We start from the raw sequence: 12,200 nt of genomic DNA, 5'->3' as shown, positions 1-12,200 counted from the left end.
GGTGTTATCCTCGCAAAATGGCGGTCAGACCTTTGACGCTGGCGTAATCTTCGGCATAGGCCAGCAGTTCGGGGTCGTCTAGTGGGGTACGGGAAGCGTAATAAGGTGCGCCGAGCAGATGGTATTTATTCATCCCCAGCGTGTGGTACGGTAAAAAATGGATCTCTTTGACGCCGATCTCATCGGCGGCAAAGTCGGTAATGGCGCGGATCGAGTCACGATCGGCGTTAAATTCGGGGATTAACGGCACCCGCACGGTGATCTGAGTGCCAGCGGCGGCCAAGCGGCGGAAGTTATCCATCACCCGTTTGGCGGAGCCTTCGGTCCATTCCTTGAAGCGAACTGGGTCGACGTGTTTCAGATCCGCCAGCATCAGGTCTAGCCAGGGCAGAGATGGCTCGATATGGGACCAAGGCGTATGCAGGCAAGATTCTACGGCGGTATGGATACCGGCCTCGCGCCCGCGTTTGAGCAGTTCAGCCGCAACCTCTGGCTGCATGAACGGTTCACCGCCGGACAGCGTCAGGCCTCCGCCGGTACGCAGATAGTAAGGCTTATCGCGCATCACTTCGGCCATTACCGCATCAAGGTCGAGCGCCGTGCCGCAGACGCTCAGCGCGCCGGTTGGGCAACAGCCGTTTAATGCGTCATAATCGGCGGCAGTCAGTAACGAACGTTGCAGGGTTAGGGTGTTGTCGTCAACGCGGGTTATAGCGTGCGGGCAACTCTCACTGCACAGGGTACAGGCCGCCAGACACAGGCGCTCATCAAATAGCAGCTCCTGCTGACGCGAACGGCTTTCCGGGTTCTGACACCAGCGGCAGCCAAGTGAGCAGCCCTTAAGGAACACCACGCTGCGGATGCCTGGGCCGTCATGTGTTGAGTAGCGCTGTAGATTGAAAAGCATTCGTCACCTGTGAAGTCTAAAATCTTCTTACGTAAATTAAATAGGTTTCGAATGAAAGTTGATTTGATTTTAATCAAATGATGGCGGCTTTTTTCGCTTATTATGTTTAGAGTTTGAATCTGCCCACAAAAGAATCAGGAGAAGGTTATGGAACTGTATCTCGATACTGCCGACGTCAGCGCAGTGAAACGTTTGGCGCGCGTCTTGCCGCTGCACGGCGTGACCACCAACCCAAGCATTGTTGCCAAAGAAGGCAAGCCGATCTGGGAGGTTCTGCCGGCCTTGCGTGATGCGTTAGGCGGTACCGGCAAGCTGTTTGCTCAGGTGATGGCCAACGACGCGGAACGTATGGTTGCCGAAGCCGTCCTGCTGAGTCAACGGGTGCCGGGCCTGGTAGTGAAGATCCCCACCACTGCAGAAGGGCTGGCGGCAATCAAGAAGCTGAAATCCATGTCGATCCCTACCTTGGGTACTGCCGTTTACGGCGCTGGTCAGGGGCTGCTGGCGGCGTTGGCCGGGGCAGAGTATGTGGCACCTTACGTTAACCGTCTGGACGCGCAGGGCGGCGACGGCGTTGAAATGGTGCACGAGTTACAACAGCTGTTATCGCTGCATGCTCCTCACGCCAAGGTGCTGGCGGCCAGCTTCAAAACGCCACGTCAGGCGTTGGAGTGTCTGTTGGCAGGCTGTCAGTCGATTACTTTACCGGTGGATGTGGCAGAGCAGTTTATTTCTACCCCGGCGGTTCAGGCGGCGGTAGAGAAGTTTGAACAGGATTGGCAGGGAGCTTTCGGCACGACGCTGATAAGCTAAAATGCATTGAAAAGGGCGGCACCTGTCCGCCCTTGTAGGTATTCGATGAGCCAGTTTCACCGGCTAATCCTGTAGAGTGCCCGTTCAGTTAGATACGCCCGGTTTCCTCACGCAGTACAATCGTGCTTTCACGTACCGTAGGCGTTTTGGAACTCAACGCGCGGCGCACCACGAAGAAGGCCGAAACCAGCATCGTCACCGCAACCAGCATAAAGAAGGCGCACAAGGCGGCGTTAATCTGATTGGCAAACACGATGGTCTGCATATCCGCAATGGATTTGGCCGGGGCGATAACCGTGTTCGATTCAATCCCGGCAGAGAATTTCTTCGCCTGAGCCAGGAAGCCGATGCTCGGTTTCTCATGGAAAATCTTCTGCCAGCCCGCCGTCATTGAGGTGATAAACAGCCAGATGGTCGGCAGAATGGTCACCCATGCGTAACGCTGTTTCTTCATTTTGAACAGCACCACGGTGCCCAGGATCAGCGCCATTGAGGCCAGCATTTGGTTACCAATACCGAACAGCGGCCACAGCGTATTGATCCCACCTAACGGATCCACTACGCCTTGATAAACGAAGAAGCCCCAACCGGCCACGGCCACGGTGGTGCCAGCCAGGTTGCCGAACCAGGAGCGGTTGTTCGCCAGCCGTGGAATGGCTACGCCAACCAGATCCTGCACCATAAAGCGACAGGCGCGGGTGCCCGCATCCACCGCAGTGAGGATAAACAGGGCTTCAAACAGGATGGCAAAGTGATACCAGAAGGCCATCATCGCCCGGCTGTTAAACACCTCGCTGATGATATGAGCCATGCCAACGGCAAAGGTTGGCGCGCCACCGGCTCTGGACAGCACCGACTTCTCGCCTACATCATGGGCAATCTGCGTCAGCGTTTCCGGGGTGACCATAAAGCCCCAGCTGTTAATTGCCTGTGAAGCACTTTCCACCGTGGTGCCGATCAGCGCCGCCGGTGAGTTCATGGCAAAGTAGACGCCTGGGTCGATCACCGAAGCGCAAATCAGCGCCATGATGGCCACGAAGGATTCCATCAGCATGCCGCCGTAGCCGATAAAGCGGATATGGCTCTCACGCTCAACCAGTTTCGGCGTGGTGCCACTGGAGACCAGGGCGTGGAACCCGGAGATTGCGCCACAGGCAATGGTAATAAACAGGAACGGGAACAGTGAACCGGCAAATACTGGGCCGCTGCCATCGATAAAGCGTGACACCGCCGGCATTCTCATTTCCGGCATCGCGAACACAATGCCCACCGCCAGCCCCACGATCACACCGATTTTCAGGAAGGTAGAAAGATAGTCACGCGGAGCCAGCAGCAACCACACCGGCAACACCGAGGCGACAAAACCATAAATCACCAGCACCCAGGTCAGGGTGGTGCCGTGCAGGGTAAAGAACGGCCCCCAGTATGGGTGCATGGCGATGTTGCCACCGTAGATGATCGCCATCATCATCAGCACAAAGCCGATCAGCGAAACCTCGGCAATCTTGCCCGGGCGGATAAAACGCATGTAAACGCCCATAAACAGCGCAATCGGGATGGTGGCAGCAATGGTGAACAGACCCCAAGGGCTGTCTGCCAGTGCTTTAACGACTACCAACGCCAGCGCCGAGAGGATGATGATCATCACCCCAAGTGCACCCAGCATGGTTACCACACCGGCAAAGGCGCCCAACTCCTGCTTGGCCATTTCCCCCAGCGAACGCCCGTCGCGGCGGGTGGAGATAAACAGGATCAGGAAATCTTGCACCGCACCGGCCAGCATCACCCCAACCAATATCCAGATGGTGCCAGGCAGGAAGCCCATCTGCGCCGCCAGGATCGGCCCTACCAGCGGGCCAGCACCGGCAATGGCGGCAAAGTGGTGACCAAACAGCACCCATTTGTTGGTGGGAACATAGTCCAGGCCATCGTTATGGCGCTCCGCTGGCGTTAACCGACGGTCATCGAGTTCAAAGACGTTCTTGGCAATAAACCGGCTATAGAAGCGGTAAGCAATGCTGTAGCAGGCGACGGAAGCCACCACCAGCCAGACAGCGTTGACGTGCTCCCCACGGCTCAAAGCCAGCATGCCGAAAGCGAAGGCACCGACCAGCGCCACCGCGAGCCAGATTATGGCTGACTTGACGTTTTTCATGTTCCGCAACTCCTTGTTGTGCAGAGGTAGAAAGGTGATTTTTTTAGTTTGTGAGTACTTCAAAAAGTTAACGACTCATTAAACGTAGGAGGTTTAAACGCGGACGGTGGCTGGTCGGATCAGAAATGTGAGCTCAGTTGGAGTTTGCTGAGAGAAGCGTGCCATGCGGGCGCAGAATAGGTTGGTGCGGGCATAAAAAAAGGCGATACCGAAGTATCGCCTTGATCGAACACGGATAACGTTAGGCCACCGGTCTGGCGATTACGCTGCGGGTTTCCATACGCACTTCGGCAATGTTCACCTGCAAACTATCGCTCTGGCGATAAATGACCTCGCCTTTCACCTGTACGGTGCCGGTCTCTTGGCTACACACCATCTCGTCGCGAACCGCGTGGATGAACGGGGCAGGGATAAAGGCCATCGCGCCGTTGTTCAGCAGGCGTACGCGCAGGCCACCACGGGTTACGTCGATGATCTCGGCGTTGAAGCGCTCATCGGTTCCGGCCTTATCCTTGAGGAAACGGGCATACAACCAGTCACCAACGTCGCGCTCAGCCATGCGGTTCAAACGGCGACGTTCGGCCAACTGTACGGTGACGTCGTCCTGCGGTTTTTCCGCCGACTGCTCGCTAATAATGGCTTTCAGCAGACGATGGTTGACCATATCGCCATACTTACGGATCGGAGAGGTCCAGGTGGCGTACGCCTCCAGCCCCAGACCGAAGTGCGGGCCAGGCGTGGTGCTGATCTCGGCAAAGGTCTGGAAGCGGCGGATACGGCTGTCCAGGAACTGGGTTGGCTGCGAGTCGAGGTGACGGCGCAGTTCGCAGAATCCTTCCAGGGTCAGCAGCTTTTCGGCATCGGCTTCAACGCCGTTGGCCTGCAATACGGTGACCGCTTGCTCAACCAGGGCCGGATCAAAGCCGTTATGTACGTTATAGATGCCAAAGCCCAGACGATCGCGCAGCACCAGGGCGGCGCAGACGTTGGCGGCGATCATGCATTCTTCAACAATACGGTTGGCGGTGCGACGCTGTTCGGTAACGATGTCCAGCACTTCGCCTTTTTCGCCGAGGACAAAGCGGTAGTCCGGGCGATCCTTGAATACCAGCGCATGCTGATGGCGCCAGGCGCTGCGTGCATCGCAAACCTGTTTAAGCAATGTGATCTGCTGTGCGATGCTCTCGCTCGGTGGCTGCCAGCCAGCGACGCCGTCCAGCCAGTCAGATACCTCGTCATAAACCAGTTTGGCTTTGGACTCGATTTCGGCGGCGAAGAAATGGATATCGTTGCCCAGCGCACCGTCTGCGGCGATAGTCACGCGGCAAGCCAGTACCGAGCGGCGTTCATTCGGGCGCAGCGAGCACAGGTTGTCGGACAGATCGCGCGGCAACATCGGAATATTGAAGCCCGGCAGGTAGTTGGTGAACGCGCGCTTGCGGGCGATTTCATCCAGATTGCTGCCTTGCTCGACGTAGGCGGTAGGATCGGCAATGGCGATGGTCAACAACAGCGAGCCGTCACCGTTGTCTTGCACGTGCAGCGCATCGTCCATATCTTCGGTGCTGGCGCTATCGATGGTGACGAAGTCCAGCGCGGTCAGGTCCTCACGGATCAGAGCGGTCTCTTGTTCGGAGATCGCGACCATGTCTGGCGCTTCTTTTTCAAGATTATGACGAGCCAGCGTGACCCACCACGGCGCGAAGTGATCTTCACCGTCGGTGATGAACTGAGTCAGATCGGCATTGAAAGTGCGATCGCCTTTCAGCGGATGACGGCGCATTTCTGCGACGGCCCAGTCACCGGTCTGGAAGTTATGGGTGACTTCACGCGCCGGACGGCATGGGATCGCGTCTTTCAGCAACGGATGATCGGGGATAATCGACAGGCGATCGTCTTTTTTCTGCACCCGGCCAACAAAGCGCGACAGGAAAGGCTCAACCAGGGTTTCCGGTTCAGCGATTTCGCGCTCTTTTTCGGTATGCAGGGTGGCGACGATACGATCCCCATGCATGACTTTTTTCATGTACGGCGGCGGAATGAAGTAACTTTTCTGCCCGTCGACTTCTAAAAAGCCAAAACCTTTCTCAGTCCCTTTTACTACGCCTTCAACACGCGGGGTTTGAGAGTGAAGTTGCTGTTTAAGCTGCGCCAGCAGCGGGTTATCTTGAAACATATCGTCCAGTGAATGGGTTGTGAGTGGCAAGATTTGCGGCTGACAGTTTTACGCGAATCACTCCTTGCGGGCAAGCCAAACGTCACGCTTTTCCGACGATGGCTCGCGATAATTATGCAGTCCGCAAGAAAAAGCCGTAGTGCAAAGGCCCTGGGTGTTACCTTCATCAGACTACTAAGGGTAAGGGGGGAGCATGAGAGTACAAGAATCAATCCAATCAGGGCTCGGTAAGTTAACCACCGCTGTTGATGTTCTTTCCGGTCTTAATCTCAAGGGTAAGACGGCGCTAATTACAGGCGGGCACTCAGGCTTGGGTTTGGAAGCGACAAAAGCACTTTCTTCCGCAGGTGTGCACGTTTTTGTAGCTGCTCGCAACATCGAGAACGCAGCAAAAGCGCTAAATGAGCTTGCCAATATTACACTATTGCCACTCGAGCTTTCAGACCTTCTATCGGTTAGAAATCTGGCCTCTATCATTGCTGCTAACGGCTATGCCTTTGACTATGTCATTTGCAATGCAGGTATTATGGCCTGTCCAGAACGTCGAGTCGGCCCGGGGTGGGAATGCCAGTTTGCAACCAACCACGTTGGACACTATGTTCTGGTAAATCTCATTTGGAATAACATACGTCCCGGCGGCAGGGTGGTTTGCGTTTCATCCGCTGGCCATCATAATTCACCCATCCGATGGGACGATATTCAGTTTACTAAAGGTTACGACAAATGGCTCGCATATGGTCAGTCAAAAACGGCCAATATTCTATTTGCGCTTCAACTGAATAATTATGGTAAAAGTAGGGATATTCACGCTTTCTCACTGCACCCAGGTAAAATATTCACTCCACTGCAGCGTCACCTGACAAATGAGGAAATGATCGGGGAAGGTTGGCTAGATTTGGAGGGTAACCCCATCGATCCCAGTTTTAAGTCCCCAGCCCAAGGGGCTGCCACTGAGGTATGGGCTGCCACAAGTCCTTTGCTGGACGGTCTCGGAGGACTTTACTGTGAGGATTGTGATGTAGCCGGTATGGCATCTGATTATGATGAGCCATTTGTGGGCGTTTGCGAATATGCGATTGATCCTGCAGAGGCATTAAAATTATGGTCCTTCACGGCCAAGCTTACCGGCGTGAATGCATTCCCTGAGCGTTAGCTATTGTTTCATTTAAAAGTGAACATTTTCAGTCTCAACCATCTGATGAAGTAGGGTTGAGACTGAGTATCTAGAGCTTTTCTTAGTAGACTAAACAATACGCAATGTAGGTGTCTGAGCGCAGCGGCGGATGGCGACGGGAACCGATTTGGAAGTCGGCGTGCCAGTGCCATCACCAAAACTGGCCAGCGGCACCAGCGGGTTGGTTTCTGGATAGTAGGCCGCCAGATTACCGCGTGGGATATCGTAGCTAACCAGCTTGAAGCCGTTGACCTTTCTGGTTATGCCATCGTTCCATAAGGTTTCGATTTCCACCAACTCCCCATCCTGCAGGCCAAGATCGGCCAAATCTTCCGGATGAATAAACAGCACCTCTCGCTGGCCGTAAACGCCACGATAGCGATCGTCCAGTCCATAGATGGTGGTGTTGTACTGATCGTGTGAACGCAGGGTTTGCAGCACGAACGGCGCTTTTTGTGCCCCGATTTGCGGGAACAACGTATCGGGTAGCGGAGCGGCACTGAACTCGGCTTTGCCGCTCTGAGTGGCAAAGCGCAATTCGGCAGCGGCGTTGCCTAGATAGAATCCTCCAGGTTGCTCACAGCGCTGGTTAAAATCATCAAAGCCGGGAATGGTGGCCTGAATATGCTGGCGGATCAGTGAATAATCGTCGGCCAGCTCCAACCAGTCCAACTGTTGGTTGCCCAGTACCGCGTCGGCAATGTCGCAGACAATCGCGGTTTCAGAACGCTGGGTATCTGCCAGCGGTTTGCCGATGCCTTCGGAGGCGTGCACCATGCTGAAGGAATCTTCCACCGTGATGTATTGCGGGCCGCTGGCCTGCATATCCAGTTCGGTACGCCCCAGCGTCGGCAGGATCAGTGCGTCTTTGCCGGTGATCAGATGGCTGCGGTTCAGCTTGGTGCTGATATGCACCGTCAAGTCACAGCGGCGCAGGGCTTGAGCGGTACGCTCGGTATCCGGAGCTGCTGCTGCCAGATTACCTCCCAGCGCAATCAGCACCTTGACCTCACCGCGCAGCATCGCTTCAATGGCTTCGACCGTATTGTGGCCCATCTCGCGACGGGGGCTAAAGCCAAAGTGTTGCTCCAGGCTATCCAGCAGCGCCTTGGGCGCTTTCTCATCAATGCCCATGGTGCGGTTGCCTTGCACGTTGCTGTGGCCGCGTACCGGGCACAGGCCCGCGCCTGGCTTGCCTAACTGGCCGAACAACAGCTGCAGGTTGGTGATCTCGCGCACCGTCGGTACGGAATGCTTATGCTGCGTGACGCCCATCGCCCAGGTGCAGATAACACGCTCTGCGCCTTGGTAAATCGTAGCCGCAAGGCGCAGTTGGGTTTCACTCAACCCGGATCGCGTGGTGATCTGTTGCCATGAGGTGGCATCCACCTGAGCCAGATAATCTTCGATGCCAACACAATGCCGATCGATAAACGGCTGGTCGAACAACCCAGGCTCGTTGGCGGCTAACCGCTGGCGGTGGGTTTCCAGTAGCGCCTTCACCATGCCGCGCACCGCCGCCATATCGCCACCCAGGTTGGGCTGGAAGTAGGCCGAGCTGATGGGGGAGGACTTGGGTGTCAGCATCTGGATCGGGTTTTGCGGATCGGCAAACCGTTCCAACCCGCGTTCGCGTAGGGTATTGAAACTGACGATGCGCGCGCCGCGGCTGGCCGCGTGTTTCAGGCTGTGCAGCATGCGTGGATGGTTGGTGCCGGGGTTCTGGCCAAACACAAAAATCGCATCGGCATGCTCGAAGTCATCCATACGGATGGTGCCTTTGCCGACGCCGATGCTCTGCTTGAGGCCAACGCCACTGGCTTCGTGGCACATATTGGAACAATCCGGGAAGTTGCTGGTGCCCAGCATCCGACCAAACAGCTGATAAAGGTAGGAGGCTTCATTGCTGGCACGCCCTGAGGTGTACAGCTCAATCTGGTTGGGGTTATCCATTGCCTGGATATGGCTGGCGATCAGTTTTAGGGCATCCGGCCAGGTGATGGGCTGATAGCGATCGGTCTTGGCGTCGTAGCGCATCGGGTGCGTCAACCGGCCTTGATACTCCAGAAAGTAGTCGCTCTGCTCGCGCAGGGTGCTGACGCTGTGGGCAGCAAAGAATGCCGGTTCAACCGCATTGCGTGTCGCCTCCCAACTGACCGCTTTGGCCCCATTCTCGCAGAAGCTGAAGGTGCTGTGGTTGTCATCGCCCCAGGCACAGCCGGGGCAGTCAAAACCGCGCGCTTTGTTAACGCGCATCAGGTTGCGCAGATTTTTCAGCGCCTGTTTGCTGTCGAACACATAGCGGGTGGTGGCTTCCAATGAGCCCCAGCCGCCCGCCGCGCCGCGATAAGGCTTGATTGACGGTTTAAATTTCATGATTTTCTTCGCAGGTGATCAATGTAGCTAAAAGGTAAATGCCTTTTTAAGCATTTTGAGTATTTATGTGGCAAGTCTAGGGGCGTGAGGCCTTGGCGTCTAATCGAATAGAGCAATGATGGGATAGACGACACTTATCGCAACTGCCAGCAAGGCCGTAGCAAATGATATACTTCACGCAGAAATCATTTTCCGGGCCAATACATGGATATTAAGCAACTGATCTACCTGTGTAATCTTGAGCGGGAACGCCACTTTGGCCGTGCCGCTGAGGCCAGCTTTGTCAGCCAGCCGACCCTATCCATGCGGCTGAAAAACCTGGAAAAAGAGCTCGGGGTCTCGTTGATCAACCGTGGCAACAACTTTGAAGGCTTCACTGCCGAAGGCGAGAGGGTCTTGGCTTGGGCGCGGGAAATTGTTTCCGTTTACCAGGGGCTGAAGCTGGAAGTGGAGTCGCTTAAACACGGGCTGAACGGGACGTTGCGTATCGGCACCGTGCCCCAGTGCAGCATTTCGTTAGCGCAGATGTTAAAGGCGGTCAGCGAGCGTTACCCGCAGTTAGACTATCGCGTAGCGGTATTGAGCGCCGATCAGTTGCTGGAAGCGCTAACTGCGCACACGGTGGATATCGGCATTGGTTTCTTTGAGCTGCCAACGCTGAAGGAGCTGCATTTTCAGTCGCAGTCTTTGGCTGACAGCGGTATCGACCTGGTATTTCATCCGCAGCATTTCCCCGAGCTGGTGGGGGAAAGTCCACTAACGCTGGCAACCGTGGCGGAGTTGCCATTATGCCTGGCAGAGCCGACGCGTTACTTCCGTCGTTATCTGGATCAACAGTTTCGTGAGGCGGGCTTGACGCTGCATACCCGGATGGAAACCACCTCGATCTTCCAACTGTTACAGGGGATTTTTGTCGGCTTGGGATGCGGGTTGTTCCCCGGCGGTAACTTGCAGATGGAAATGATGCCGCAACTGCAACGGCGCAGCGTTGCCATTGCGCCGATGTCTCGTCATGCCGCCTTGGTAATTGCTGAGCCAGCAAGGGCCACGCCGCTGGCACAGCACTTTTTTGATGCGGCTCAGGCATGGTTATTGCGCTAAATCGGCTGCCACCGTATCGCCAAGACTGTAACGCAGCCGGTTTTCCCAGGCGTACAGCGCGCTGGTTAAAATCACGTCCAATGCCTGCGACCGATCCAGCCCGCTGTTGAGCAGCGGTTGCACGCTTTGTGCCGTAAATTTCTCAGGCGTTCGCGTCAGTTCGGCCGTCACGCCTATCACGGCAGCGGTTACCGGATCGTCGGCCACCTCAAGCGCGTTATCAATCCCAGCCACTAATGCCAGTGCCAACTCCCGATCGGCAATGTTATGGGCTAGCGTGGCGGCACAGTAATGGCTGCCATTAATGCGTGATGTCACCAGGGCAACCAAAGCCTTCAGGCGCGGAGATAGCCCATCAGCGTGGTGGGTAATGCTGTTAAATACCGCATTGCGCTCATGTAGAGCTGGCGCGTCGTGGGCCAACAGCAGGTAATAAGACTCGCTGCGGGCGTCCGGGTGGCTTTGGTCCAGAATGTCGAGCTGCCGAGCTTGGGCCTGCTCGACAACGATCTCCGGCAGGCGAGTTTGCCATGACCGTTCCGTACAGGAAAATCCCGCCGGTTCGGCATCTTCGATTTGGGGAAAACCGGGTAACACCACGGCGGGTCTGCCTGCCAGCGCGGCAATACCGGCTACCACCCGTGCCTGATAGCTAACGAAACCGATGATTTGCGAAAAGGTCACAATATCTTGCGTGCTCAGGCCAACTTCGCCGAGCTGTTGTACGGCCTTAGAGCAAATCAGAGTAGGTTGGCTGGCTAGTTGGCGGGCGTATTGGGTGATTTGTGCCAGGCGGACATTACTTTCCCGTGAAGCATCTGGGCTGTCCAGAGGGGCGAGGCGAGCGGCGTAATGGCTACAAAGCGATTGCACGCCAGTGACCTGTGCCACCGTCAAGGCCGTCGACAGGCGATCGTAAGGTGACAATGTCACTTCACGCGAAACGTTGACTCGATCGGGGAACAGTATCGGATAGCAGGCCGAAGATGCAGTAAAAACGTCAATGCGATGGCTGAGGGCGGCATTCAATCCCTCGTCGCTAAACGTGCCCAGGCCTAACAGAAAACGCTCTCGCAAGCTTGCAGCGGCAGGCTCGAGTGGCGAACTGTCGCCAGAACTACGCTGGGTTTCGTGGTACCACTGGAAAGGGGTTAGGCGATGTTCCATCGGATAAAATCCTTCATCAATACAACAAGCCACCGTTACAGTTGGCAACGGCGGCAGGGTAAAAAACCACGGAGCAGGCGTCAGTCATGGCTGCATAGACCATGACCATAAATAGCGAAACCGGCGGCAAGGATAAGCATCAGTTGCGAGAAGCGTTTGTGGTGGGCGTTGTTCATCAGCGCGATATCCTGTTGTTTGTAAGGCTCAACGTAGGGGATATCCTCACCGATTCGATTGGCGAGATAAAATAATGTTAAGTGCTAATTAATAACTGGATGGAATAAAATATGCTTTCATATTGCAAGAATGTGATATGCATTTGCTGCTAGTG

The 12,200-nt window shown here is 55.6% G+C and carries 9 protein-coding genes; 4 read left to right on the top strand and 5 right to left on the bottom strand.

Features of this window, described 5'->3' with window-relative positions:
- Positions 1-4: 4 nt before the first annotated feature.
- Positions 5-907 carry a glycyl-radical enzyme activating protein gene (locus D9980_RS07985; protein ID WP_121606970.1) on the bottom strand — a complete coding sequence of 301 codons (903 nt, stop codon included), beginning with the start codon at positions 905-907 and terminating at the stop codon, positions 5-7.
- A gap of 147 nt (positions 908-1,054) precedes the next feature.
- On the opposite strand from D9980_RS07985, the gene fsa reads away from it, so the two are divergent.
- Positions 1,055-1,720 (top strand): fructose-6-phosphate aldolase, encoded by a 666-nt coding sequence (gene fsa / locus D9980_RS07980; RefSeq protein WP_021806558.1) that lies wholly within the window; start codon positions 1,055-1,057, stop codon positions 1,718-1,720.
- Between the two features lie 88 nt (positions 1,721-1,808).
- Here fsa and D9980_RS07975 read toward each other — a convergent pair whose 3' ends face one another.
- Entirely contained in the window at positions 1,809-3,875 is a 2,067-nt protein-coding gene (locus tag D9980_RS07975; protein ID WP_024486517.1) for a carbon starvation CstA family protein, read from the bottom strand.
- Positions 3,876-4,116: 241 nt separating this feature from the next.
- Complete coding sequence (locus tag D9980_RS07970; protein ID WP_121608979.1) at positions 4,117-6,051, bottom strand: exoribonuclease II; 1,935 nt, start codon at positions 6,049-6,051, stop codon at positions 4,117-4,119.
- Positions 6,052-6,244: 193 nt separating this feature from the next.
- Here D9980_RS07970 and D9980_RS07965 point away from each other — a divergent pair, with 193 nt between their 5' ends.
- Complete coding sequence (locus D9980_RS07965) at positions 6,245-7,204, top strand: oxidoreductase (protein ID WP_121606969.1); 960 nt, start codon at positions 6,245-6,247, stop codon at positions 7,202-7,204.
- 90 nt (positions 7,205-7,294) lie between these two features.
- On the opposite strand, the gene D9980_RS07960 is transcribed toward D9980_RS07965, so the two are convergent.
- Entirely contained in the window at positions 7,295-9,601 is a 2,307-nt protein-coding gene (locus D9980_RS07960) for an FdhF/YdeP family oxidoreductase (protein ID WP_121606968.1), read from the bottom strand.
- Positions 9,602-9,805: 204 nt separating this feature from the next.
- Between D9980_RS07960 and D9980_RS07955 the strand changes: the two genes are divergently transcribed.
- A complete protein-coding gene (locus D9980_RS07955) occupies positions 9,806-10,702 on the top strand; it encodes a LysR family transcriptional regulator (RefSeq protein ID WP_046808284.1) in 897 nt (298 codons plus the stop codon).
- Here D9980_RS07955 and D9980_RS07950 read toward each other — a convergent pair.
- Positions 10,691-11,869 (bottom strand): peroxidase-related enzyme, encoded by a 1,179-nt coding sequence (locus D9980_RS07950; RefSeq protein ID WP_121606967.1) that lies wholly within the window; start codon positions 11,867-11,869, stop codon positions 10,691-10,693. The genes D9980_RS07955 and D9980_RS07950 overlap by 12 nt on opposite strands.
- A 101-nt stretch (positions 11,870-11,970) precedes the next feature.
- Here D9980_RS07950 and D9980_RS26645 point away from each other — a divergent pair, with 101 nt between their 5' ends.
- The gene (locus tag D9980_RS26645) at positions 11,971-12,120 is read left to right on the top strand and encodes a hypothetical protein (protein WP_162304243.1); all 150 of its coding nucleotides are present in this window, start codon (positions 11,971-11,973) and stop codon (positions 12,118-12,120) included.
- The last annotated feature ends 80 nt before the right edge of the window (positions 12,121-12,200 follow it).

Source organism: Serratia sp. 3ACOL1 (assembly GCF_003668775.1).
GTDB classification, from domain to species: domain Bacteria; phylum Pseudomonadota; class Gammaproteobacteria; order Enterobacterales; family Enterobacteriaceae; genus Chania; species Chania fonticola.
Note: the sequence above shows the minus strand (reverse complement) of the source record. Positions and strands in the feature narration are given on the sequence as shown.